Below are 24,017 nucleotides of genomic sequence, written 5' to 3'. Positions count from 1 at the left end.
AATCACCCACTACTTTCATCATTATTACTTTGATTATAAAACAGAACAGCTAACAAATCATTTTTGTTGGCTGTTCTGAGGGACTTTTTCAGTGGCCTTGGACAGGTTCCGTGTCCCCCTATTTTTTTACAAGTCGAAGTATCCAAATAACAGATTTTAATAGTCATCTTAAAAGATGAAAAAAATACACACGTTATCTCTATAAGAAATAACGTGTGTATACTATGTTTTTATCTCAATATCAGTAATATCTCGTTTAATATTACGCTAAAACCAATTCCTTCACTGTATCAGCATCTAATTTTTTAACAACTTCCACAATCAATTTAACTGCATTTTCAAAGTCATCACGATGTAAGATACCAGCATGAGAATGGATATAGCGCGTTGCTATTGTAATAGATAGAGATGGCACACCATTCGCAGTTAAGTGGATAGAACCAGAATCTGTTCCGCCACCAGCAATAGAAGCAAACTGATAAGGAACATCTTTCTCATCCGCTGTTTCTACCACTAAATCACGTAATCCTTTATGGGATACCATAGATGCATCATAAAGAATAATTTGTGGACCATGACCTAATTTGCTATCTGCTTCATGCGGTTTGATCCCTGGTGTATCTCCTGCAATACCGACATCTACAGCAAATCCAATATCTGGCTGAATCTTGTTAGCAGCAGTTTTCGCACCACGCAGACCTACTTCTTCTTGTACATCACCAACGCCATAGACAACATTAGGATGATCGACATCTTTAAGTTGTTTCAATACTTCAATAGCTATAGCAAGGCCAATACGGTTATCCCATGCTTTTGCTAAGAGCATTTTTTCATTTTTTAGTGGTGTAAACTCAAAGTAAGGAACAATAGAGTCTCCCGGTTTTACACCAAATTCTTCTGCTTCTTTTTTGTTGGTTGCACCGATATCAATAAACATATCTTTAATTTCATACGGTTTCTTGCGCGCCTCAGCAGGAAGTACATGAGGTGGTTTGGAACCAATTACACCTGTCACGTCACCTTCTGAACCCAAAATGGTCACTCGTTGTGCAAGCATTACCTGGCTCCACCATCCACCTACCGTTTGAAAATAGATATACCCTTTATCATCAATTCTAGTCACCATGAACCCAACTTCATCCAAGTGACCAGCAATCATAATTTTGGGCCCATTTTCGTCTCCTACTTTTTTGGCAATCGAACTGCCTAAATTGTCTGTTGTAACCTCATCTGCGTATGGAGAAATATATTTTTCATAAACATCACGTACTTCTTTCTCATTACCTGGAATTCCTCTTGCATCTGTAAGATCTTTTAGCATGGTTAATGTTTCATCTAATTTCATATGTATTGCCTCCTTTTCCTTTTCCAATTATAACTCTTATCAAAAGATAGTTCAAAAGTTCGGTAAAGTGATATAATCCTTTACATATGATTCGAAATCATTTCTCTGGAACAGACACTGCCTTATCTTTGGCATCCGGATCCCCTATACTTACATATTAATAACCCTTATCTTGTCTCTCGTAATTGATTTCATTCTTTTTATAATAGGCATTTTGGATATCTAATTCCGAGAAGCCCAATAATTGTCCTAGCTGCAAATAGGTACTGAATAAAGACTCATAATTTTCTTTAGATGCTGATTTTTTAAATGTGGTACAAGCATCAAATACTTCATTAAACTGTTCGGTTTCTGTTTTTGTTGTTTCATCCAATTTTTTACTTTTAAAACGATATCCTTTTTCTAGTCCTAATGATAAAATAAAGTGGATACCATCGACATACTCTTCTAATATGATATTACTTTCATTGCGAGGTTTATTACTCCAGAATTTAAAGCACCTCGTTTCATTAGCTAGTTCGCCAAGCTCAACTAGTAATGCAAGATATTTATGTTCAAATAAATTTGTATTGGATAGATCATGATTTTCTTCTATGTACTTATCCAATTGGCGTTGCATCGTAAATAGTTCGTCCCAATCCATTAATAGTACCTCTTTTCTCTTTATTAACGATTGTACCATGAAATAATTAATTTAGTGAAACCATCGAGCCCTCTATATCGTATGATAGATAATAACCAATAGGGAGACGATTGCAATGATTGTCATTTTATTCCGACTACTTATATTAGTTGCATTAATTCTACTGGTATATACTTGGATTCAATACGTTAGAAATCCTGAAAGGCAGCTCAGGCTTGCCAAACAATCACAAGATTTCTACTTAGTGGATGAACCTTATAACAGTAAAAAAAACCTGCAATTTGTTTATAAAGGATGTCTTTTTGATGGGGAAAAATATTTAGGTGCAACTGAATCTTCATTTGAAGTGATTGATATTCATATCAGTGTACGCGAACCAATGGAATTAAGAGGGCTAACAAGAGAAGATTTATACTTTCTTGAAAATGAAATTTTAATAAAATATCCTCATGCCAAAATTAAATGGAAACACCCCATTGATGAACTGCTTATTACAAATATGGAGTGAACTTTGAGAAAAGAGCCTAAAAAAACCACTCAAAATTACTTAGTTGAGTGGTTTTTGTGTGTGCGTTCATTTAAGTACTTAGCTGGAAAAACTCACGCCATTTAATAATAATTTCCTTGCTTCTCAGAAGATAAATCAGCGGTAATAAACCGATTAAAAAAATGAAGATATGAATGGGAGATAAGTTCGATATCCATCCTCCAATGGACGTATAAATGAGGGCTAAAGGAACATTAGATATGAACGATGTTTTGGTATAGTCTTTAAATCCTGCAGAAATCTCAATCAAACATAATGACAATAAATGAAAATGGATAAAAGGTACAAGTCTAAGAACGGAAATTTGCAGCGTGTTTAATTCTGCATGTTTTCCAAGCAATTTTTGTTTTAATTGGACTAATCGTTCTAATTTTTTTGGCATTCGATTGACAAGCGAATAAAATATGACACTAGATAGTGTTATACCGATGATAGAATAAATAGTTCCTGCCACTGGTCCATACAAAATGCCGCCAGAAATACATATAAATATTACCGGGAGAAAGAATAATGGCCGAATTAAGTGAAAGCAAATAAACAATAATGGGGACAACAGTCCCCCCATCTCGATGAATGCCATTATATAATTCCCGACATACTCCATACCTTCCCTCCTTTTCACGCACACTCATGTTGTTATGACTATAGAGAAAGCATAAGTAGTTTGCGGTTGAAACCGCATTTTATGTCTCTTGTACATCTATATGACAGAAGACGAGCCTTTATGACAGTAAATAAATATATAAACCTATATTAAGCAAAATAACAATTGGCATACCTACAATAAAGGAAGTATGTTTTGTTTTATGACGAAAACTTTTCATCCCTGCATATGTTCCAGCAGCTCCTCCAAAAAGAGCAATTAGCCAGAACGTCCTTTCAGGAATGCGATATTTCTGCTTAATAGCCTTTTGTTTGTCTACACGCATAAGGAAAAAACCAATAATATTAACACCGATGATATAAAATAAAACCATGTTCAATGTATTCATTCTCGTACTCCTTTTATGTTAAAGGTTCTATTCGTATATTTTGTTGCTTTATAGTTTAACAGGTAATCGCAATTATTGATAATCTAAATTCATAGTAATGTGCTTAACCCCTCTGCGGAAATACGCTACGTTGCCTGCACTACTTGTATAAATAATTGTAAGCGAGAGCAATTGAAGATAACTACAGTATATAAACTGGGAAGTAGTGTCCCAATAAAAAGCAACAAAACTCACACGAAAAAATCGACGTAAAAAACCGAATCCATCTGAAATAGATTCGGTCTTATGTTAAACAATTTATTTAGTTGCTTCTTTAGCTTTTTCTACTAATTGTGCAAAAGCTTTCTCATCGTTAAGAGCAAGTTCTGACAACATTTTACGGTTGATGTCGATACCAGCTACTTTAAGTCCATGCATCAATTTGCTGTATGAGATATCGTTTAAACGAGCTGCAGCATTGATACGTGCGATCCATAATTTACGGAAATCACGTTTTCTTTGTCTGCGGTCACGATAAGCATATTGACCTGATTTAATTACTTGTTGTTTTGCTGTTTTAAATAAAGCTCTTTTAGAGCCATAATAACCTTTAGCTAATTTTAATACGCGTTTACGACGTCTACGCGTAACTGTTCCACCTTTTACTCGTGGCATAATAATTCCCTCCTAATACATATACGAATCTATTTTTACAACGATCATTATTTATTTTGGTAACATTGATTTAATACGTTTGAAGTCTCCAGATGATACAACGGCACTTTTACGTAGTTTGCGTTTTTGTTTTTGAGATTTATTTGCAAATAAGTGACTTGTATATGCATGAGATCTTTTTAGTTTTCCAGAACCAGTTCTTTTGAAACGTTTTGCTGAACCTCTATGAGTTTTCATTTTAGGCATAATTCATATCCTCCTCGTAATGTTGCATCTAATTATTTCTTTTCGTTAACCGGAGCGAGCATCATAAACATATTACGACCTTCCATTTTCGGTCTGGATTCAACCGTCGCAATATCTTTAAGTTCTTCAGCTAAGCGGTTTAACACCTCTTGGCCAAGTTCTTTGTGAGTGATAGCACGTCCACGGAAACGAACTGATGCTTTCAGTTTATCGCCTTTTTCAAGGAACTTTCTTGCATTTTTAAGTTTCGTTTCGAAATCATGATCGCCAATACCTGGTGTGAAACGCACTTCTTTCACGTTAATTACTTTTTGTTTTTTACGAGCTTCTTTCTCTTTCTTCTGTTGCTCGTAACGGTATTTACCATAATCCATAATACGACAAACAGGTGGTTTTGCATTTGGTGCCACCAATACTAAGTCTAGATTTCTAGTTTGAGCAATCTCCAATGCTTCTTGACGTGATTTCACACCAAGTTGATCCCCGTTTGAATCGATAAGTCGTACCTCTCTAGCACGAATCTTTTCATTGACGTTCATATCTTTGCTAATAGTCAGCCACCTCCAGAGTTTTTTGTTACTGATCTATTGGACAAGCATTCATTTCATCTCATTAAAAAAGTGTCGGTACACACACTGCACCCACACGTTTCCAATCAAAAGTAAGTTTGGAACCAGTCAACTACCTACAATGGCGTCAATCAGGTGAGAAGCGGGTGCTTCTACTTGTCTCCCCAGATCATTAATTTTTTCAACTTATAAAGTATATCAATTAAAAGGAAAAATGTCAAATCACTTTCCTTTCTTGATATTCCTTTGTAAGACTTTTGCAAGTATATCACAGACTAGATAAAAGTTGCAAGATTTCTTTTAAGAATATAATACTTTATTTTTTTGCATTGTAAATACTTTATGTATTCTAACACCCCTTTCCCACCTCCTACACAAAAACGTCTGGATTAATAAATTAACCCAAACGTTTTTTTAGCAGGTGTACCTTGCCTTGTTACTTACGCAAAGTACGCTCAGATATTTCTTTATTAATTAACGCTTCAAAATCACTGTAAGATAGAGTTTTCGATTTTTGTTCTCCATATCTACGAACATTTACTGCATTATCTTCTATTTCTTTATCGCCAAGTACAAGCATGAATGGAACTTTTTGTGTTTGTGCTTCTCGAATCTTGTACCCGATTTTCTCATCGCGTTCGTCCACTTCAATACGAACACCTTGCAACCTTAGTTTATCTGCAACTTCTTTGGCATAATCTAAATGAACCTGTGGGGAAACAGGGATTACTTTTACTTGTACAGGTGCCAACCAAGTTGGGAATGCCCCTTTGTATTCTTCAATTAAGAAAGCAACAAAACGTTCCATTGTAGAAACTACTCCACGGTGAATAACAACTGGTCGATGTTCTTTGCCATCTTCGCCAATGTAAGATAAATCAAATTGGTTTGGCAGATGGAAGTCCAATTGAACCGTTGATAAAGTTTCATCTTTACCTAAAGCAGTTTTCACCTGAACATCCAGCTTAGGACCATAGAAAGCTGCTTCACCTTCTGCTTCCACATAATCCAAGTTCATATCATCCATCGTTTCCTTCAATGTCTGTTGTGCTTTTTCCCACATTTCGTCATTATCTACATATTTCTCTGTATCTTCCGGATCACGATAAGATAATCGGAAGTAGTAATCATTAATACCAAAGTCTTTGTACACTTTTTGCACAAGTTCTACTACCCGGATAAATTCTTCTTTTAACTGATCAGGGCGGGCAAAAATATGAGCATCATTTAGCGTCATCGCACGCACACGCTGAAGTCCAGCTAATGCCCCACTCATTTCATAGCGATGCATCGTACCAAGTTCAGCAATACGTACAGGCATCTGACGGTAACTCCATAATTGATTTTTAAATACCATCATATGGTGCGGGCAGTTCATTGGACGCAATATCAAGGTTTCATTATCCATTTCCATTGGTGGGAAAATATCATCCTGATAATGATCCCAGTGACCACTAGTTTGGTATAATTCTTTGCTTCCTAATATTGGGGTATACACATGATCATAGCCTAATCGTTCTTCTAAATCTACTATATAACGCTCAATTGTACGGCGGATAGTAGCCCCTTTTGGTAACCAAAGCGGTAATCCTTGACCAACTTTTTGAGACACAGTAAAGATATCTAACTCTTTTCCTAATTTACGATGATCGCGTTCTTTGCGTTCCTCCAAGATTCGTAAGTGCTCTTCCAACTGGCCTTGTTTTTCAAAAGCTGTACCATAGATACGTTGGAGCTGTTTGTTATTACTGTCCCCACGCCAATAAGCACCAGAAATGCTTAATAGTTTAAAAGCTTTGATCTTGCTTGTTGATGGAACATGAATCCCACGGCAAAGGTCAAAATATTCTCCTTGCTCATAAATTGTTACTTGTTCCCCTTCTGGAATATCACTAATAAGCTCTACTTTTAAGTCATCCTTAATTTCTTCAAAACGCGCTATTGCCTCTTCACGGGAAACTTCCACACGTTTAATTTCAAGATTTTCATCAATGATACGTTTCATTTCCTTCTCGATTTTTGGTAAATCTTCTGGGGTGATTTTATATTCCATATCTAAATCATAATAAAATCCTTCTTCGATAACTGGACCTACACCAAATTTCACATCCTTGTACAAACGTTTGATTGCTTGAGCCATAAGATGCGCAGTAGAGTGACGCATGATATCGATGGCTTCATCGTTTTTATAGGTTAAAATTTCAATTTTTCCACCATGATGAAGTTCACGTCTTAGGTCCACCTGTTCTCCATCTAGTTTTATTGCAACTGCTTGTTTTCTTAAACCAGGGGAAATCGATGCAGCAATCTCTTCTCCTGTAGTACCTGCTGGAAAACCTTTTTCATTTCCATCTGGGAATATAATCTTAATTTCTGCCATGTATATTGCTCCTTTCTACATACTTGCTTTAGAAAACTTGGTATTTGCCAAGCTTCTGGGTAAAAGACTGGCAAATGAAAAAACGCCCATCCCTCTTGCATGATCTGCAAAAGGGACGAGCGTCATATAGACAAACGTGGTTCCACCCTAGTTCCCGCATAAGTTGTTGCGGCTTCATTTCGTCTTTAACGCAAGACACACGCTGTTCCCTACTGCTGTTTCGAGACCAGAGTTCCAAGGTGGTAATTATTCGGCTGTATAGAGGAAGCTTTCAGCCAGTGACTTCCATCTCTTTCCTATACAATTTCCAAACAATTTTGTCCTTATCAACACTTTTAGTTATTTTTATGAAAATATTATAATACGTATTATAGCTTCATAAAATTATAATTGCAACCTCTTTAGGTTCCTTTTTTAAAATCACGACCAAAAGGAAATTTCCGAATGGATTCAAATTCAACTTTTTCCTGAAACACGTTAATAACTGTCATCGTTTTCGGCTCTGAAGGGTCATCCCCATAAATGATAATCTTTTCAGGAGCCATTGCGATTAACGGTGCTAAGTTCATCTCTTCTCCATCTAATCCAAAAAGATAAAGTGGTTCTTTCTGCATGATTGTTCGTAATTCCATGTTTGAAATTACTTTCCCAGTTTCTTTATAAAATACAAACGTACTACCTTGCAACACATGGATGATCGGCATTCCCGGATCTTTTTTCGTAATATATTCTCTAAGCATATTAACGAATTCCTGATGTTCTTCCTCACGCTTGTATTCATCTATCGCAAGACCAACGTATTGTACCAACTGATCTTTAAATTTCTTTAAACCAAATTTCACAATAGAGTCGTAATGAATATTTTCTGTATCTTTTATGTTTGCAATAAAAAGAGAGACTAACAACTGATTTGGATCTCCCCCTTTATTTTTTCTAACTACCAAACTATCTCCATCATTACCAGCAATAATCCAATTCGTTATTTCATGGATTCGATCAATCTCATCCGAATTAGAATAATAATAATACTTTTTTATGATGGATTTAATTAAGTTCCCTAAACGATGCGCTATGAAAACATTAGTCATTGACTTTGCAATAACTTCTATAAGATTTTCATGCGGTAAGCTTTTTTCAATCTGTATATGATTCCCCCATTCTTCGTGAATTTTCCAATGTAATTGAATTTGATTAGACTTAAGGAATAAATGCTCACAAAATTTCAGCACTTCTTTATCAGATTCAAAATATGCATCAAGCAATAACCATCACCCTCACCCACAACCGAACTGTTACATTATATGGACAAACGTGGCAAAAAATGATTAAACCGCCTAATCTAGTAACGTTCTATTTTGAAAAAGGGGAACTATTTCTTTATAAATTACAATGGTAGGGTGATGAATAATGGAAGTGTTCATGAATAACAGTACTCCTGAGCTTTTTAGTACATTTAATTTCTCATACATAAAAAAACTAACATGAATGTCATGCTAGTTACCTTCTATCTTCTTCTATTTTCTCCAAAAATCTCAACTGGTTTACTAACTTGTTTAATACGTTCAATAATTCTTCCTGCTTTAACAGACTCTACTCCATCTCTTGTAGTAGCTAGGAGTCCTTCTAATTGTTCCAGGCTGTAATTGGAGGTAAAAAAAACAGGGAGCTGTTCCATCATGCGATATTGTAAGATAGAACCTAAGATTTCATCTCGGAACCACGCCGATTGCATTTCTGCACCAATATCATCAAGCATAAGAACATCTGCTTTTTTGAAATAATCGATTTTTTCATTCGTTGTATCATTTTTGAATGAACCTTTTATCTCTCGAACAAATTCTGGCATATAAATGAGCATGGAGGAAATGTTCATTTTTTTCAACTCATTGGCAACCGCACCTAAAAAGTAAGTTTTTCCGACTCCAAATGGGCCATAAAAATATAACCCCTTTTTCGGCAGTTCAGTACTTGCTTCCCTAATAAATTGAAAAACTTCTAAAACCGCATTATTTCTATCTCCGTCATCATGAATATCTTTTATGGAAGCCTGGAGTATTTCCTTAGGTACATGAACACTTTGAACCAGTTTTTGCTGTGCTTGTTCCTTTTCATACATAATGCGGCTATGGCATTTTTCATAAGATAAATGAATCTCCCCATTCTCCACATGTAAGACTGGTGAATATCCGGGAATCATATTTTTACAATCAGGATAGGACGAGCACTGCTGACATTGTTTCGACTGTGTTTTATATTCATAAAGTTTAATAAGTCCTCTGTTAATAGACTGCTTCGATAAGTCTGGATGAAGCGATATAAACTCACGGATTTCAGGATCGTTAAGTACTTCTTTTCTAATTCTTACATAATTCTCCTGAAAGTTTTTGTTCTCTTTCATCCATTTAGTTAATGACTTTTGTATTGGTTCCATTCAAATCATCCTTGGAATCGGTTATTGTTTTTCTGATTTAATAATGCTTCTAATTCTGCTTTTTCTTTTTCTAAATTGATAACTGGTTGCTTAGGTTCAGCTGTAGATGGTTTGTTGGTTTGTTTTTTTCTTTCTTTAAACCAATCAGGGACAATCTCTTTAGAATCTTTTCTCTTATACGTTGGAGCTGATTGCCTTTTAGCAGAGGCTTGCTGGAATCTTTCTTTTTCTTTTTTAGCAAATTCCATAGCTTCTTTCGCTGTTTTGATTTTAACACGAGACCAGTGACTAGCAATTTTTTCTAGATATGCTTTTGATAACTTCATGTTCGATTGCAGCAAAACATAGTGTATGAGCACGTTCATAACTGGGGCTGGCAATCCTTGGGACGTCATTACCTCACGTATTACTTTCATGTCCTGCTCCGATGCCTGTTTTCCACCAGATAAATCCTCTAGCAATTGCTTAGGAGAAATTGTCTCTAATTCCTGAATGAGCATCTCTTCTTTAGTCTGTGGTTCTTTTTTATTTTCTATCTCATCTGTTTCTACCTTTTCTACTAATTTCACACTGGAGTTATTGTGTTTGGATTTAAATAAATCATGGCAAGCCGTTTTGAATTCTTCTTTATCCAAAGAATTTTCTTCATTTAAAGCCCAGAGAACAGATTTTTCGATTTCGTAGCTATCCAAATCGTACAAAAGCATCATCTGTGAAATAAGCTTACGATTATCGCTGGTTAATACTTTTCCAACTGGAATCATTCGCTGCTTCAACATTTGTTCAATCCATGTTAAGTCAACATTTATCACTTCTGATGGTTCTTCATTTACAACAGGTTGAACAACTTCTAAAGAAGGAGTAAATGTTTGAAAGATTTCATTGAAAGAGACCGTTATATTCTCTCCTCGATCTCTATATGTCCATTTCGTATAATGGTTTTTAAGATGTTCAAATTTTTGGTACCCAATTTGATGGTATAACAGTTGAGAAAGCATAGCATCGTCAAAAAAATCATTCGGCGAGAATGGACTCTGTAATTCATACGTATAAACAGTAAAGTGATCTTCACTCTTTTTAAAAGACTTTAATAACCCAATGCCTTCTAATTTTAACCTTGCTTTATATATCTCATCTAGTGGAATATTTAAGTAATTCATCAATGTATGATGGGTTTGAGGAGACTCCTGCTGAAAACTTAATTCATGCAGCAAAGTCTGATAGAGCATAACAGCCTGTATTCCAATGAGTGGCTGATACAGATGAGTCAATGATGTTGTATAATCATTTGGCAAATGACCTTTTAATAAACAAAAATACCCGTCAACAGGTAATACTTGTCCAAGAAATCTCAATATATATCACCCTTAATTCACATTATTGCCCTAGTCTTCTTTCCTGTCCACATTAATTAAATCTTTTAACTCATCTAAGAATACACTAATATCTTTAAATTGTCTGTATACGGAAGCAAACCGAACATAGGCAACTTCATCCACTTCTGCAAGCAAATCCATTACCCTTTCGCCAATTTCTTTGCTGTCCACTTCTGATGAACCAGCATTCCGAAGATCTCTTTCTACCTCTTGTGCTATAGATTCAATCTGATCCAGTGAAACTGGTCGTTTTTCACATGCTCGAATAAGTCCTCGAACTAATTTTTCTCTGGAGAACTCTTGTCTAACACCATCTTTTTTGACCACAATTAACGGCGGTTCTTCCATTCGCTCGAAAGTTGTGAACCGATAATTACATTTTTCACATTCTCTGCGCCTGCGGATTGATTTTCCTTCATCCGTTGGGCGTGAATCAAACACTTTTGTATTTTTGTATTGGCAGTTGGGACATCTCATTATTTCAACCCCATTCGTCTAATCGCAAGACTCTATTCATAAGGTACTTTTCGTATTTTGTTGCTTTTTAAAGTTTTGCAGTTGATAGAAACTGTTGATAATCTAAATCTTAATAATATGCTTAACCCCGCTACGGAAATACGCTACGCACACCTTAGGGCAAATGACCGCACAAACAAATCATAAGTGTGAGCGATAGCTACACTATTTTGAATGAAAGTAATCCCAGTCTATAACAAAATGTAAAATAAAGTCACGTTAAAAAGCAACAATTTAGAAAAGAGCCTTTCATAAACTTTTATTGCTAATAATCGCAATTGTAATAAGCATACTTTCTGCTAGTTAGCATCATACCCAATCAGGTATAAAACCGAGCACATATTTTTCTACTCTAAAACGGAAAATGTACCTCTTCTAGTAACACGAAATTCGTAGTGATTACCGGAACAGGTATTGACACAGCAACATTACAAGTTATATATATCAGAATAAACTTTAGATAACAAACACTGACAAAGATTAATTTCTTTGGTCTAGTAGAATTAATTCTTTATTTAAATCTTCATATAACCGATTAATTAGCTTAGAACTATAACCAAAATCCATTGGTATCACAGATTCTGTCGTTACAGAAAAATCAACGGCTGTACGATTAGGGCTAACCATGATTACTGTGACCACAATAAATGCTTTTTTTCCCTTTTTCACAGAAACACTCATCTCTCCGCGCTCTTCAGAGGTAGAATTTATCTGAAATTCTTGTTTCGTTGTAAAGAGGTTCTCTAATGTTTGAAATACCTTATCTTTCATAGCTTTATAATAATGTGTTTGTAACGGTTTATCCCAATGGTTTTCACTGGTTTCTGCATGATTCGAAAAGTATTTTGTAATTTTATTCCCTATAGACATTATTTCTACTCCTTAAACACTACTTCACGTTACATTGTAACATGTTTCGTGTATTTCCTCTATAAATTCATATATTCAACTTATAAGTTTTCTAGATGGCGTTTGCTATTTCAGAAATGAATAAAGGGCTGACGTGTTAGTCAACCCTTTTATATATCGAAAATTTTTTTAATCCGCTTTTTGAAAATCCATAGCTTTTATGGGGCCCATTCCTCTTGGTAATTCTACACGTTCATAGGACTTACTTTCTAATTCCAACGCGATATATTCTGCTGCAACATTAGGGTCTATAATATCCCCACAAGTATACACATCTATACTCGCATAACCGTGTTCTGGAAAGCTGTGTATGGTTAAATGGGATTCTGATATAATCACTACTCCACTAACTCCATATGGTGCAAACTTATGGAAGGCAACTTCACGAATTTCTGCACCAGCTTTTAAGGCTGCATCAACAAAAATACGTTCAATTAACCCCATATCATTCAGTTTTTCAACGTTACATTCCCATAGTTCTGCAATGACATGTCTTCCCATCGTATCCATTTCAATTCCCCCTCAGGCTATAGTATTGGTAGCTTCTATTTGATTTATTTTCTGCCACGGGGGAAAGTTAGTACGTGTGAGGTCCTAACCCTTAAGCAGAAAAATACTTCTTCCGTATCACCAGAAGTATATCCTGTTTTTTAACGCTTTGCAATATGGAACCAGTAAAAAACATTGGTCTCTAAGGAATACATTTAGCAGTTGCAATAAATATTGGTGCTTCTATGTAAAAATAAATACCACCACCCATCAATAACAGATAGGTGGTGGTGTATTTCTTTATATTTCTACTCGTTCTCTTAGGTTACTCCCAACCAATTTGGCTAAATCCAATACTCGATTGGAGTAGCCCCATTCATTATCATACCACGCTAATACTTTTATCTTATTTCCCTCCATGACCATGGTAGATAAACCATCAATGATGGATGAATAGTCGGTTGTTGTATAATCTATGGATACAAGAGGTTCTTCACTATAATCAATAATTCCTTTTAATTCCCGTTGTGCCGCTCTTTTAAATGCGTCATTTACTTCTTCAATAGAAACATCTTTTTTTACATCCACAACTAAATCAACTAAGGAAACATTAGGTGTTGGAACTCTTAGTGCCATTCCATGTAACTTCCCATTTAAGTGTGGCATAACTTCCCCTAGCGCCTTAGCTGCACCTGTGGATGTTGGAATAATTGATTGAGTGCAACTTCTTGCACGACGTAAATCTTTATGTGGATTATCTAAATTTTTTTGGTCATTTGTAAAAGAATGAACAGTTGTCATTAATCCGTTTACAATCGAAAAGTTTTCGTCTAACACTTTAACTACTGGAGCTAAGCAATTCGTTGTACAGGATGCATTAGAGATCACATCATCTTGTTCTGGCTGATACGTATCTTCATTTACCCCCATTACAATGGTTCTATCAACCTGTTTTCCTGGTGCTGTGATTACCACTTTCTTCGCTCCTGCTTGGATATGTAATCCAGCACTTTCTTTTGTTTTAAATTTTCCTGTTGCTTCAATCACAACATCTATATTGAGTCTGTTCCATGGTAATTTTTCTGGCTCACGCGAATGAACAACTTCCACAAGTTTACCATTCACTTGAATGCCATCATGAAGCGCTTGCACTTCCCCTTTAAATTGGCCATGTACGCTGTCGTATTTTATTAAATGTGCAAGGGTCTCTGAAGGATAGCTTGCATTAATTGCAACAACTTCAATCCGATCATCAACAATTGCCTGACGAAAGACCATTCGTCCAATTCTCCCAAATCCATTTATAGCAATACGCGTTTTAACCATTTATCTCCCATCCTCCTATTTATGTTACACTTTAAATCCCCTTTATATTAATTAGTATAACACATTTAAATAAAAATGTGATTTATTTTTATTTAAATTTATGCACATTTTTACTTTTAATCGAGATGAATAATCTGAAATTTTTGGCTAGAAGTAAGTACAACACAACATATCCTCTATGAACAAATAATAAAAACACAAAGAGGAATATCTCCCCTTTGTGTTTTCTAGAGATTATATTAATTAACGTTAAAATACTTTCCATTCTTTTAAGATTTTTTCAAGTTGTTCAAATGAGCTTCCTTTTGTACCATTGTTATTGATTACGGCATCAGCTAGGCTGGCTTTCTTCTTTACTGGCATCTGAGACTTAATCCGCTGTAATGCTTCTTCTTCTGTAAAACCGTCTCTTTTCATTAAACGCTCGAGTTGAACGTCCTCATCAACATAAACAACGATTGTTTTATCAACAAAGTCATTTAATTTACTTTCAAATAGTAACGGAATATCCAAAACCACACAAGAGGCTCCATCACGAACTAATCCATCTCTTTTTTCAAGCATACTCTTTCTGACTGCTGGATGAACAATGCTATTTAATTGCTTACGTTTTTCTTCATTCGCAAAAACAATAGACCCCAGCTCTTGTCGATTAATGGTTCGGTCTTCCCTAAGTATTTGTTCACCAAATGATTTAACAATCTTATTATAGGCTTCTTCTCCAGGATAGACCACTTCTCGAGCAATCTTATCCGCATCGACAACTGGAATGTCAAGGTCATCAAACATGAGACTGACGGTACTTTTTCCACTGGCTATGCTTCCAGTCAAACCAATTATTAGTGCCATTCTCTTCACCTCTTTAGTTTCTGACAAGACGGACAAACATGTGTGCCGCGTCCTGCTACTTTTATCTTTGTGATTGGTGTGCCACAATGCTTACATAACTTATTTTCTTGCCCATATACAAATAGTTCTTGCTGAAACATCCCCATTTCTCCTTGCCCATTGACATAGGATCGAATAGTTGTCCCACCTTGTTTCACAGCATCCTGAAGAGTCTGTATTGCCTGAAGCCTTATCCGTTCCACTTGTTTTTTTGTTAGTTTATTAGCTTTATTAATAGGATGTACACCTGCATGATATAAGGCTTCATCTACATAGATATTTCCAAGCCCGGTGACAATTGTTTGATCTAATAAGGTTGCTTTAATTGATCGTTCGGTTTTTTTTAACTTCTGATACAGATAGTCAAAGGTAAATGCTTCATCAAATGGTTCAGGCCCAAGCTGATTTAACGGTTTATTCTGGAATTCTTCGCCTTTGGGATATAAATGCATCGTCCCGAATTTTCGTACATCATTGTAGCGAAGTTCTTCCCCATTCGTAAAAGAAAAAATGACATGGGTGTGTTTATTTACTGGTTCACTTGCTTCCTCCACACGATATTTCCCTTCCATTCTTAAATGAGAAACAAGTACATACTCATCCAGATAAAACAACAGAAACTTACCCCTTCTTCCCATTTCTCGAATGGTTTGTCCTTTTAGCATAAGTTTAAAACGCTCTGTATCATCAGGTACTTTAATCATTTTTGGCCAAAAGACCTGCACTTCCTCAATCACTTTATTTGTAACCAAAGGAATCAGTGTCTTTCTAATCGTTTCTACTTCTGGCAACTCTGGCATGCTTTTACTCCTTGCTCGCTTTTAGTTTATTTATTTCGCATCAAACCAGCTTTCCCCATAGGAATAATCCACTTTTAGCGGAACACTTAATTCTATGGTATTTTCCATCATATCTGGTACAACTTCTTTTAATTTCTCTATTTCATCTCTTGGCGCTTCAAGTATCAATTCATCATGCACTTGAAGTAGCATACGGGCTTCCATGTTTTCTTCCTGTAATTTACCATGCAAATCAATCATCGCTTTTTTGATAATATCTGCAGCACTTCCTTGAATTGGTGAGTTCATGGCAGTTCTTTCAGCAAAGCTTCTGATATTAAAATTTCGGCTTGTTATTTCCGGCAAGTATCTTCTTCGATTCATAATAGTTGTCACATAACCATTTTGCTTTGCTTCTTGAACGATTTCTTCCATATAATTTTTGACACCTGTATAAATGTCAAAATAACGGTCAATAAATTGTTTGGCTTCTTTTCTGGTTATACCAAGATTTTGTGACAATCCATAATCACTAATCCCATAAACAATACCAAAGTTTACCGCTTTCGCCTGTCTACGCATATTTGCAGTAACTTCCTCTTTTTCTACATGGAAAACATCCATTGCCGTTTGCGTATGAATATCTAAGCCATCTTTAAATGCTTGTACTAATTTTTCATCATTTGAGATGTGCGCTAATACACGAAGTTCAATTTGTGAATAATCCGCAGCAAACATGATCCAATCTTTTTCAGAAGGTACGAAAGCTCGGCGGATTTTCCTTCCCTCTTCTATACGGATTGGAATATTTTGCAGATTCGGGTCAACCGAACTTAATCTTCCAGTTTGCGTTAAGGCTTGATTAAAGCGGGTATGCACTTTGTTAGAATCATGATGAACAACCTTTATCAAGCCTTCAATGTATGTGGATTGTAATTTCCCTAATTGACGATACAACAATAGCTTTGGAATAATCTCATGTTCTTCTTTCAACTGTTCCAGCACATCAGCTGCTGTAGAGTATCCTGTTTTTGTTTTCTTAATAACTGGCAACTCTAGTTTTTCAAAAAGAATTGGGCCTAATTGCTTCGGAGAATTTAAATTGAATTCCTCTCCAGCTAGTTCATATACTTCCTTTTCCAGGGTTTGAAGACGCTGTTTTAAGTCTTCTCCCATCTCTTTAATACGTTTCAGGTCAACTTGCACGCCTTGATGTTCCATTTCTCCTAATATAATAGCAAGTGGCATTTCTAATTCTTTTAATAAACTATATTGCTCATTTTCTTTTAACTCTTCTATCATTTGATCATGTAGACCATATAACATTTTAGCTTTTCGTACCACATGTTCCGCCAATTTATTCTGTTCTGGAACTTTTTGCTTAGCACCTTTACCATAGACTTCTTCATCAAACAACACATCTGTTTTACCCATTCGATTAGCTATAGCAGGAATATCATGGTTATTTTCTGATGGATTTAGTAAATAGGAAGCAAGCAGCATATCAAAGGTTATCCCTTTCATATGAATACCATACCTCAGCAAAGATACTAAGGTTTTCTTAGCATCGAATACGTTTTTTTCTTTCGATGCATCTTTTGCCCATTCTTTAAAGACTGTAGATTCTAATGCTACATTAGTAGGGATGAAATAAGCATGATCCTCATTCACGACCCCAAAACCTAATATTTCTTCCAAATGGTAATTATCTCCAAGCATTTCCACTACGAAGGAATCATGATTAGTCAACATTTCAGGTTTCACATCATCGACTATAACAAAGCTAATTTCACTCAATTCTGCTGCTTCCCCATCATCTGTAGCTTCATCAGATACTTTATTCAGCAAAGATAAAAATCCTAAATCCTTAAACATGGCACTTACATTTGCTTGCTGGTATCCTTCATAGGCTACATCATCGATAGTTACTTCGACTGGGGAGTTACGGTTAATTGTAACGAGTTCTTTACTCATGAATGCATCGTCTTTGTGGTTAATTAACTTTTCTTTCAGTTTCTTTCCACTAACTTCTTCAACATGTTCATACAGTTCTTCCAAGGTTTTATGTTGTTTTAAAAGTTTAACAGCTGTTTTTTCACCAACTCCAGGAACTCCTGGTATGTTGTCAGATTTATCACCCATTAACGCTTTTAAATCAACTATTTGATCTGGTGTTACTTCCATTTTCTCTAATAAGTGACCAGGAGTATATTTCTCCACATCACTGATTCCTTTTTTCGTAACGCTGACTGTTACCTTATCAGATACAAGCTGAAGCATGTCCTTATCACCTGAGATAACCGTTACGTCATAGCCATCCTCTTTGCCTTTTAACGAAAGAGTTCCAATAATATCATCTGCTTCATATTGTTCCAATTGATAATGTTTAATTTGGAATGCATCAAGCAATTCCTTTAACACTGGAAATTGTTCAGATAATTCAGGGGGAGTTTTCTGCCGGCCACCCTTATACTCTTTATATGTATCATGTCGGAACGTTGTTTTCCCAGCATCAAATGCCACTAAAAGATGGGTTGGTTTTTCATTTTGTAAAATTTTTAAAAGCATGGTTGTAAATCCATATACCGCATTTGTATAAACGCCTTTATCATTATTTAGCAAAGGCAAAGCAAAAAACGCTCGATATATAATACTATTTCCATCAATTAATACCAATTTCTTATTAGCCATATACCAAAATCCTCCAATTTTATATACACTTATGTTTATTTTAGCATTGTATGACAGGAATTAAAAACATGAAAGATTCATTCTCACCTTCCCTCAGGTATTTCCGTCTTTTAAACACACCACATGCCCTATTTTACTTGATTTCTATTTTCATCATAAAAAAAGCTCTTTTCTGCAAGAGTGTTGCTTTATAATAAACCTTTGCTTTACATTTTATATAGACTGTTGATCACTTTAATCAACTGTAGAAGTTCGAACAGCAACAAAACATACGAAAAGAGATTAAAAAAATAACACCCATTATGGATGTTATTTCTTCGGTAAGTATACATGTACATTTGTACCTTTATTTACTTCACTGTCGATTTCTATTTTACCATCGTGTACGTCAACAATATGTTTCACAATCGCTAGTCCTAAACCTGTTCCTCCGGTATGTCTGCTTCGTGCTTTATCTACTCGGTAAAAGCGTTCGAAAATTCGTGGTAAAGCCTTTTGTTCGATGCCAATTCCAGTATCCGATACTTTTATATGGATATACTCTTCTGTTGACGTCACCGCTAAATTGACTTCACCTAATTCGGATGTGTAATTCATGGCATTATCCAATAAATTGATAATAATTTGTTTAAACATATCTTTATCAGCCTTGAACTGTAGATTGTTTTCAATTGAAGAAGAAAAAGTCAACTTTCTTTCCTGTGCCTTCATGCGAAATGTAGGAATTATCTGTTCTATCAGTTCACCCGCATCAATTTTATGTAAGACAAGCTGAAAGTTTTCCTGTTCCATTCGGGACAAAGTAAGTAATTCTTCAATTAGAACCTGCATCCGATCGCTTTCATTATAAATAATTTTAATAAATTCATTAGCGGCATCCTTATCTTTTAGTCCGTTATCCATTAGTGTCTCTGCAAAACCACGAATGGAGGTAATTGGTGTTCGAAGTTCATGTGAAACATTCGCAACGAAGTCCTTACGCATTAGCTCCAATTTCTTCAGTTCTGTAATGTCATGAATAACAAGAACAGCACCCTTTAATCGTTTTTTCTCATTAAATATAGGCACCCCAACTATTTCAAAATAATATTTATCAATACCTATATAATGAGAAAACTCATTTTTGACATTTTTCTCATATAAAAAGGCATTCTGAATAGTATTATGAAAAACTTCATGATCCAAAACATCATAATACAGATAACCAGTATAATCCTTTGGCGTACTTCCATACATAGATAAGAATTTATTATTTACCAAATGAATATAACCCTTTTCATCAATCAATACAATCCCATTATCCGTATTATCAATGATAGTCGCTAACTGATCTCTTTGAGTCTTTTCATGAATGGAATACTCACTTAGACTACGAGCTAAAGCATTAATTTTATAACTTAATTCCCCAACGATATTATTGGAGGAATGATGAAATCTCGCACGATAATTTCCTTTATTAATTTTACTTAACGTCTTAGTAGCTTTGCTCAGTGGTTTTATATAATTGGTATAAATATACTGAAAAAATACTAATAGAATAATATAATTGATGAGTAAAATAGCAATCAGGATACTTAATTGCTCGATAAATGGAACTAATATCAATCCCGTCAATACAGTAATGACGAAGAATAAAAGAACATAGGTAATTAAAGGTTTCTTAAAAAGGTCTTTCATCATGTTGGCTCCTCCAGTTTGTAACCTAACCCGCGAATCGTCTTAATATAAATAGGTTTTTTCGAGTTGGGTTCGATTTTTTCTCTAAGATGACTAATGTGCACATCTACAATACGTGTATCTCCCACAAAGTCATAATCCCAAACTCCACTTAGCAGTTGATCTCTTGAGATGACTTTGCCTTTATTATTGGCTAGATAATACAATAATTCAAATTCTTTTCTTGTAAAGGTAATTAAATTGGAATTCATTTCTGCTTCATATCTTTCAGGATAAATGATTAAATCACCAATTTCAACTGTACTAAAATTGGAATTATTTGCTTTCTTCATCCTCCGTAAAATGGCTTTAATCCTTGCTATTACTTCTTTAGGACTGAAGGGTTTTGTCAAATAATCATCTGCTCCTAATTCCAAGCCTAGTACTTTATCAAATTCATCATCTTTTGCAGTTAGCATAAGTATTGGTGTATCTATTTTATTATTTCTTAAATGTTTACAAACTTCCATACCATCCAAACCAGGGAGCATTAAATCCAACACTACTAAATCATATTCATTATTTTCTACCTTTCGAATTGCTTCTACTCCATCATAAGCAACATCTGTCACGAATCCAGCGTCTTCAATATTATAATTTAATAGAGTTACAATCGATTTTTCGTCATCTACTATCAGAATCTTTTGTTCCATTACAATACCCCCATCAATAAGTAAAAAATACGTTCTACTCATTATCTTACCATTGAAATTCACGTCTGCGAACCTAAATTAAGTAATGTTAAGAAATCTTTACACAACAGAAAAACAGAAGCACACGTTGCACCCCTAAAATTAACAATCTTTTCACGAGATTAGTGGTTATTTAGAATGATGTAGCTCTCGCTTACACTTAAGAAGGTTTTGTGCTGGGATTCGCTCCGGCAGAATACTTGCGGTTCGCGGGCACGGCCGTATAGGCGCTTCTTTCGATTTATGGGCGCTCCTCTCCGTTTATAGGCGCTCCTCTCCGTTTATAGGCGCTCCTCTCCATTTATAGGCGCTCCTCTCCGTTTATAGGCGCTCCTCTCCGTTTATAGGCGCTCCTCTCCGTTTATAGGCGCTCCTCTCCGTTTATAGGCGCTCCTCTCCGTTTATAGGCGCTCCTCTAGTAATCCACAGTTTATACAAAATACAGACTAAATCATCCCCAAATTAAATAAAGCTTCTACCCAAAAGTAGAAGCTTCGAAGAAATTAAGACAATACCTTAAGTACATTTTTAACTGATGCGGCTGATTTATCTAGGGCTTCTTTTTCCTCTTTGGTTAAATCCAATTCGATAATTTCTTCAATACCATTTCCACCTAGAATAGTTGGTACTCCTAAGTAAATGTTATTGTATCCATACTCGCCCTCCAGATAAGCAATTGCAGGTAATACTCGGCGCTGGTCTTTAAGAATAGCTTCTGCCATTACGGTTAAGGAAGCAGCTGGGGCATAATATGCACTTCCATTCCCTAATAAATGAACAATTTCACCGCCACCAGTTCGAGTACGTTGTACGATTTCATCTAAACGATCTTTTGATATAAGCTTTTCTAAAGGAATTCCTCCAGCGTAGGAGTACCGAATTAGTGGAACCATATCATCCCCATGACCACCTAGTACGAACCCAGTAACATCTTTAACAGACAAATTTAGTTCTTCGGCAATAAAGGTGCGGAAACGAGCAGTATCTAATACACCAGACTGCCCAATGACACGTTCTTTTGGAAAACCTGACTCTTTAAATACAGTGTACGTCATCGCATCTACTGGATTTGTCAGTACAATAATAGTCGTATCAGGCGAATATTTTACCACATCTTGCGTAACTGCTTTCATTATTTTTGCATTTGTATTCACAAGATCATCACGACTCATTCCAGGTTTACGAGCGATACCTGCTGTGATAATGACAAGATCAGAATCTTTGGTCTCTTCATAGTTAGCCGTGCCAGTAATCTTTGCATCAAATCCTTGAACTGGTGCTGCCTCTGCCATATCAAGTGCTTTTCCTTTGGTAGGTTTTTCCATGTTTGGAATGTCTACTAGAACCACATCACCAAGTTCTTTTTGAGCAATCATTAAAGCGGTGGTTGCTCCAGTAAATCCAGAACCAATAACCGATATTTTTTTACGTTTTAATCCCATTATGTTCATCCCCCTTTATTAAATAGTAAAACTTCTTTACACACAAGAATAACAAGAAATCGGAGTGACACCGATTTCTTGTTATCTATCAAAATCTCTGTGATTAACCTAAGTTTTTAATTAGTTCGTCAGCAAACTCAGAGCACTTCACTTCCGTTGCATTATCCATTAAACGGGCAAAGTCATAAGTTACTACTTTAGAACCAATCGTTTGATCCATTGATTTCGTAATTAAATCAGCAGCTTCTCTCCATCCAAGATGTTCAAGCATAAGTACTGCTGAAAGAATGACGGATGATGGATTCACTTTATCAAGCCCAGCATACTTAGGTGCTGTTCCGTGTGTAGCTTCAAAAATAGCATGTCCAGTATCATAGTTAATATTGGCACCTGGCGCAATACCAATTCCACCCACTTGTGCAGCTAATGCATCTGAAATGTAATCTCCATTAAGGTTCATTGTTGCAACTACATCAAACTCTTTTGGACGAGTTAGAATTTGTTGTAAGAAGATATCAGCAATTGCATCTTTCACAAGTATTTTTCCTTCTGCTAATGCTGCATCCTGTGCTTTATTCGCTGCATCTTTTCCTTCTTTTTCAACAATGCGGTCATATTCAGCCCAAGTAAATACTTTGTCAGCGAACTCTTCTTCCGCTACTTCATAGCCCCATTGTTTAAATGCACCTTCTGTAAATTTCATGATGTTACCTTTATGTACTAAAGTAACACTGTTACGACCTTCATCTAAAGCGTATTGAATTGCAGAACGCACCAAACGTTTTGTCCCCTCTTCTGACACAGGTTTCACACCAATTCCAGAAGTTTCAGGGAAACGTATATTTTTGACATCCATTTCATTTTTTAGAAATTCAATTACTTTTTTCACTTCGTCAGAACCTTTTTGCCACTCAATACCAGCATAGATATCTTCCGTATTTTCACGGAAAATCACCATATCGACGTCTTCTGGTCGTTTTACCGGTGAAGGCACCCCATCAAAATAGCGAACAGGACGAAGACACGTAAATAAATCTAGTTCTTGTCGCAAGGCAACGTTAAGAGAACGAATTCCACCACCAATTGGAGTCGTTAAAGGACCTTTGATCGCAATTTTATATTCATTAATCTTATCAAGCGTATCTTTTGGTAACCATTCGCCTGTCTTGTTATATGCCTTTTCGCCCGCATAAACTTCCAACCATTCAATTGATTTTTTACCATCATAAGCTTTCTCTACCGATGCCTCGATAACCCTTTTCGCAGCTGCCCAAATATCTGGACCAGTTCCATCCCCTTCAATAAACGGAATAACTGGTTTGTCTGGTACAGTCATTTTTCCATTTTCTACGATGATTTTTTCTCCTTGTGTCATAAACAAATACC

The 24,017-nt window shown here is 35.7% G+C and carries 23 protein-coding genes and 1 other annotated feature; of the genes, 1 reads left to right on the top strand and 22 read right to left on the bottom strand.

From position 1 onward, the window contains the following. Positions 1-262: 262 nt before the first annotated feature. Together D8M06_RS17085 and D8M06_RS17080 are read right to left on the bottom strand one after the other, a co-directional pair. The gene (locus tag D8M06_RS17085) at positions 263-1,345 is read right to left on the bottom strand and encodes a M42 family metallopeptidase (RefSeq protein ID WP_121205796.1); all 1,083 of its coding nucleotides are present in this window, start codon (positions 1,343-1,345) and stop codon (positions 263-265) included. Between the two features lie 157 nt (positions 1,346-1,502). Further along, the gene (locus tag D8M06_RS17080) at positions 1,503-1,988 is read right to left on the bottom strand and encodes a dUTP diphosphatase (RefSeq protein ID WP_121205795.1); all 486 of its coding nucleotides are present in this window, start codon (positions 1,986-1,988) and stop codon (positions 1,503-1,505) included. A 115-nt stretch (positions 1,989-2,103) separates the two neighbouring features. Between D8M06_RS17080 and D8M06_RS17075 the strand changes: the two genes are divergently transcribed. Further along, positions 2,104-2,496 carry a sigma-w pathway protein ysdB gene (locus D8M06_RS17075; RefSeq protein ID WP_121205794.1) on the top strand — a complete coding sequence of 131 codons (393 nt, stop codon included), beginning with the start codon at positions 2,104-2,106 and terminating at the stop codon, positions 2,494-2,496. A 70-nt stretch (positions 2,497-2,566) separates the two neighbouring features. Here the strand turns inward: D8M06_RS17075 and D8M06_RS17070 are convergent, their stop codons facing one another. From D8M06_RS17070 to icd, 20 genes are all read right to left on the bottom strand, one after another. Next, positions 2,567-3,139 (bottom strand): TVP38/TMEM64 family protein, encoded by a 573-nt coding sequence (locus D8M06_RS17070; protein ID WP_121205793.1) that lies wholly within the window; start codon positions 3,137-3,139, stop codon positions 2,567-2,569. Between the two features lie 118 nt (positions 3,140-3,257). Beyond that, entirely contained in the window at positions 3,258-3,527 is a 270-nt protein-coding gene (locus tag D8M06_RS17065) for a DUF1294 domain-containing protein (protein WP_121205792.1), read from the bottom strand. Between the two features lie 297 nt (positions 3,528-3,824). Beyond that, a complete protein-coding gene (gene rplT, locus D8M06_RS17060) occupies positions 3,825-4,181 on the bottom strand; it encodes a 50S ribosomal protein L20 (RefSeq protein WP_121205791.1) in 357 nt (118 codons plus the stop codon). Positions 4,182-4,232: 51 nt separating this feature from the next. Next, positions 4,233-4,427 carry a 50S ribosomal protein L35 gene (gene rpmI / locus D8M06_RS17055; protein WP_121205790.1) on the bottom strand — a complete coding sequence of 65 codons (195 nt, stop codon included), beginning with the start codon at positions 4,425-4,427 and terminating at the stop codon, positions 4,233-4,235. 32 nt (positions 4,428-4,459) lie between these two features. Further along, positions 4,460-4,966 carry a translation initiation factor IF-3 gene (gene infC / locus D8M06_RS17050; protein WP_121205789.1) on the bottom strand — a complete coding sequence of 169 codons (507 nt, stop codon included), beginning with the start codon at positions 4,964-4,966 and terminating at the stop codon, positions 4,460-4,462. 69 nt (positions 4,967-5,035) lie between these two features. Continuing rightward, positions 5,036-5,160: a sequence feature (ribosomal protein L20 leader region), on the bottom strand. Positions 5,161-5,432: 272 nt separating this feature from the next. After that, positions 5,433-7,376 (bottom strand): threonine--tRNA ligase, encoded by a 1,944-nt coding sequence (gene thrS / locus D8M06_RS17045; protein ID WP_121205788.1) that lies wholly within the window; start codon positions 7,374-7,376, stop codon positions 5,433-5,435. 401 nt (positions 7,377-7,777) lie between these two features. After that, on the bottom strand, positions 7,778-8,638 hold the full coding sequence (gene ytxC, locus D8M06_RS17040) for a putative sporulation protein YtxC (protein ID WP_121205787.1): 861 nt from the start codon (positions 8,636-8,638) through the stop codon (positions 7,778-7,780). 242 nt (positions 8,639-8,880) lie between these two features. Beyond that, on the bottom strand, positions 8,881-9,807 hold the full coding sequence (dnaI, locus tag D8M06_RS17035; protein ID WP_121205786.1) for a primosomal protein DnaI: 927 nt from the start codon (positions 9,805-9,807) through the stop codon (positions 8,881-8,883). 5 nt (positions 9,808-9,812) lie between these two features. Next, positions 9,813-11,162 (bottom strand): replication initiation and membrane attachment family protein, encoded by a 1,350-nt coding sequence (locus tag D8M06_RS17030; protein WP_121205785.1) that lies wholly within the window; start codon positions 11,160-11,162, stop codon positions 9,813-9,815. 30 nt (positions 11,163-11,192) lie between these two features. Beyond that, complete coding sequence (nrdR, locus tag D8M06_RS17025; protein WP_121205784.1) at positions 11,193-11,660, bottom strand: transcriptional regulator NrdR; 468 nt, start codon at positions 11,658-11,660, stop codon at positions 11,193-11,195. 519 nt (positions 11,661-12,179) lie between these two features. Then, positions 12,180-12,569 carry a cytosolic protein gene (locus D8M06_RS17020; RefSeq protein ID WP_121205783.1) on the bottom strand — a complete coding sequence of 130 codons (390 nt, stop codon included), beginning with the start codon at positions 12,567-12,569 and terminating at the stop codon, positions 12,180-12,182. Positions 12,570-12,737: 168 nt separating this feature from the next. Beyond that, complete coding sequence (gene speD / locus D8M06_RS17015) at positions 12,738-13,118, bottom strand: adenosylmethionine decarboxylase (RefSeq protein ID WP_121205782.1); 381 nt, start codon at positions 13,116-13,118, stop codon at positions 12,738-12,740. Positions 13,119-13,397: 279 nt separating this feature from the next. Beyond that, a complete protein-coding gene (locus tag D8M06_RS17010) occupies positions 13,398-14,423 on the bottom strand; it encodes a glyceraldehyde-3-phosphate dehydrogenase (protein WP_121205781.1) in 1,026 nt (341 codons plus the stop codon). 249 nt (positions 14,424-14,672) lie between these two features. After that, positions 14,673-15,272, bottom strand: coding sequence for a dephospho-CoA kinase (coaE, locus tag D8M06_RS17005; RefSeq protein ID WP_121205780.1), 600 nt, complete (start codon positions 15,270-15,272; stop codon positions 14,673-14,675). A gap of 5 nt (positions 15,273-15,277) precedes the next feature. After that, positions 15,278-16,111 carry a DNA-formamidopyrimidine glycosylase gene (gene mutM / locus D8M06_RS17000; protein WP_121205779.1) on the bottom strand — a complete coding sequence of 278 codons (834 nt, stop codon included), beginning with the start codon at positions 16,109-16,111 and terminating at the stop codon, positions 15,278-15,280. A 30-nt stretch (positions 16,112-16,141) separates the two neighbouring features. Further along, a complete protein-coding gene (gene polA, locus D8M06_RS16995; RefSeq protein WP_121205778.1) occupies positions 16,142-18,781 on the bottom strand; it encodes a DNA polymerase I in 2,640 nt (879 codons plus the stop codon). A 309-nt stretch (positions 18,782-19,090) separates the two neighbouring features. Continuing rightward, positions 19,091-20,461 (bottom strand): two-component system histidine kinase PnpS, encoded by a 1,371-nt coding sequence (gene pnpS, locus D8M06_RS16990; RefSeq protein WP_241558978.1) that lies wholly within the window; start codon positions 20,459-20,461, stop codon positions 19,091-19,093. After that, a complete protein-coding gene (locus D8M06_RS16985) occupies positions 20,458-21,150 on the bottom strand; it encodes a response regulator transcription factor (protein ID WP_121205777.1) in 693 nt (230 codons plus the stop codon). The genes pnpS and D8M06_RS16985 overlap by 4 nt, the downstream gene beginning before the upstream one ends. Before the next feature lie 542 nt (positions 21,151-21,692). Continuing rightward, positions 21,693-22,631 carry a malate dehydrogenase gene (gene mdh / locus D8M06_RS16980; RefSeq protein WP_121205776.1) on the bottom strand — a complete coding sequence of 313 codons (939 nt, stop codon included), beginning with the start codon at positions 22,629-22,631 and terminating at the stop codon, positions 21,693-21,695. A gap of 103 nt (positions 22,632-22,734) precedes the next feature. Continuing rightward, a complete protein-coding gene (gene icd / locus D8M06_RS16975; protein ID WP_121205775.1) occupies positions 22,735-24,006 on the bottom strand; it encodes an NADP-dependent isocitrate dehydrogenase in 1,272 nt (423 codons plus the stop codon). Between the last annotated feature and the right edge of the window lie 11 nt (positions 24,007-24,017).

Source organism: Oceanobacillus halophilus (assembly GCF_003628505.1).
GTDB lineage: Bacteria > Bacillota > Bacilli > Bacillales > Amphibacillaceae > Oceanobacillus > Oceanobacillus halophilus.
This window is presented reverse-complemented; position numbering and strand designations above follow the sequence as displayed.

What these genes read in the sequence shown, in the direction of transcription:
- nrdR (WP_121205784.1), bottom strand. Translation starts at nt 11,660, where the DNA reads ATGAGATGTCCCAACTGCCAATACAAAAATACAAAAGTGTTTGATTCA.
- dnaI (WP_121205786.1), bottom strand. Translation starts at nt 9,807, where the DNA reads ATGGAACCAATACAAAAGTCATTAACTAAATGGATGAAAGAGAACAAA.
- rpmI (WP_121205790.1), bottom strand. Translation starts at nt 4,427, where the DNA reads ATGCCTAAAATGAAAACTCATAGAGGTTCAGCAAAACGTTTCAAAAGA.
- thrS (WP_121205788.1), bottom strand. Translation starts at nt 7,376, where the DNA reads ATGGCAGAAATTAAGATTATATTCCCAGATGGAAATGAAAAAGGTTTT.
- D8M06_RS17010 (WP_121205781.1), bottom strand. Translation starts at nt 14,423, where the DNA reads ATGGTTAAAACGCGTATTGCTATAAATGGATTTGGGAGAATTGGACGA.
- D8M06_RS17080 (WP_121205795.1), bottom strand. Translation starts at nt 1,988, where the DNA reads ATGGATTGGGACGAACTATTTACGATGCAACGCCAATTGGATAAGTAC.
- D8M06_RS17070 (WP_121205793.1), bottom strand. Translation starts at nt 3,139, where the DNA reads ATGGAGTATGTCGGGAATTATATAATGGCATTCATCGAGATGGGGGGA.
- polA (WP_121205778.1), bottom strand. Translation starts at nt 18,781, where the DNA reads ATGGCTAATAAGAAATTGGTATTAATTGATGGAAATAGTATTATATAT.
- speD (WP_121205782.1), bottom strand. Translation starts at nt 13,118, where the DNA reads ATGGATACGATGGGAAGACATGTCATTGCAGAACTATGGGAATGTAAC.
- mutM (WP_121205779.1), bottom strand. Translation starts at nt 16,111, where the DNA reads ATGCCAGAGTTGCCAGAAGTAGAAACGATTAGAAAGACACTGATTCCT.
- mdh (WP_121205776.1), bottom strand. Translation starts at nt 22,631, where the DNA reads ATGGGATTAAAACGTAAAAAAATATCGGTTATTGGTTCTGGATTTACT.
- D8M06_RS17075 (WP_121205794.1), top strand. Translation starts at nt 2,104, where the DNA reads ATGATTGTCATTTTATTCCGACTACTTATATTAGTTGCATTAATTCTA.
- D8M06_RS17085 (WP_121205796.1), bottom strand. Translation starts at nt 1,345, where the DNA reads ATGAAATTAGATGAAACATTAACCATGCTAAAAGATCTTACAGATGCA.
- icd (WP_121205775.1), bottom strand. Translation starts at nt 24,006, where the DNA reads ATGACACAAGGAGAAAAAATCATCGTAGAAAATGGAAAAATGACTGTA.
- coaE (WP_121205780.1), bottom strand. Translation starts at nt 15,272, where the DNA reads ATGGCACTAATAATTGGTTTGACTGGAAGCATAGCCAGTGGAAAAAGT.
- D8M06_RS16985 (WP_121205777.1), bottom strand. Translation starts at nt 21,150, where the DNA reads ATGGAACAAAAGATTCTGATAGTAGATGACGAAAAATCGATTGTAACT.
- infC (WP_121205789.1), bottom strand. Translation starts at nt 4,966, where the DNA reads ATGAACGTCAATGAAAAGATTCGTGCTAGAGAGGTACGACTTATCGAT.
- D8M06_RS17065 (WP_121205792.1), bottom strand. Translation starts at nt 3,527, where the DNA reads ATGAATACATTGAACATGGTTTTATTTTATATCATCGGTGTTAATATT.
- D8M06_RS17020 (WP_121205783.1), bottom strand. Translation starts at nt 12,569, where the DNA reads ATGTCTATAGGGAATAAAATTACAAAATACTTTTCGAATCATGCAGAA.
- pnpS (WP_241558978.1), bottom strand. Translation starts at nt 20,461, where the DNA reads ATGATGAAAGACCTTTTTAAGAAACCTTTAATTACCTATGTTCTTTTA.
- rplT (WP_121205791.1), bottom strand. Translation starts at nt 4,181, where the DNA reads ATGCCACGAGTAAAAGGTGGAACAGTTACGCGTAGACGTCGTAAACGC.